The sequence below is a fragment of the Bacillus sp. JJ864 genome (assembly GCF_036963045.1).
GTDB lineage: Bacteria > Bacillota > Bacilli > Bacillales > Bacillaceae_G > Bacillus_A > Bacillus_A pseudomycoides_C.
The window spans coordinates 1-253 of sequence record NZ_JBALLY010000135.1; positions in this window are offsets into that span (position 1 = coordinate 1).

Sequence of the window (253 nt, forward strand, 5' to 3'; positions counted from 1 at the left end):
AAAATGAAACTTCCATAAGAGCTTGATTGGTTCAACTAATGAAAAATTCCTATTTACTTTATCATACCGAAAAAACACAACATATACATTTACAATGCCCTAACAATATAGAAATGAGTGTTACAAATCCTATGTAATTATTACATTATATATACAATCTTATTGTTTTATCTTTATAAATATATCCAATTTAATTTTTCGATATATGAGTAGCGTTTATATAAAATACAATACAACCGCTACTTGCTTTCTC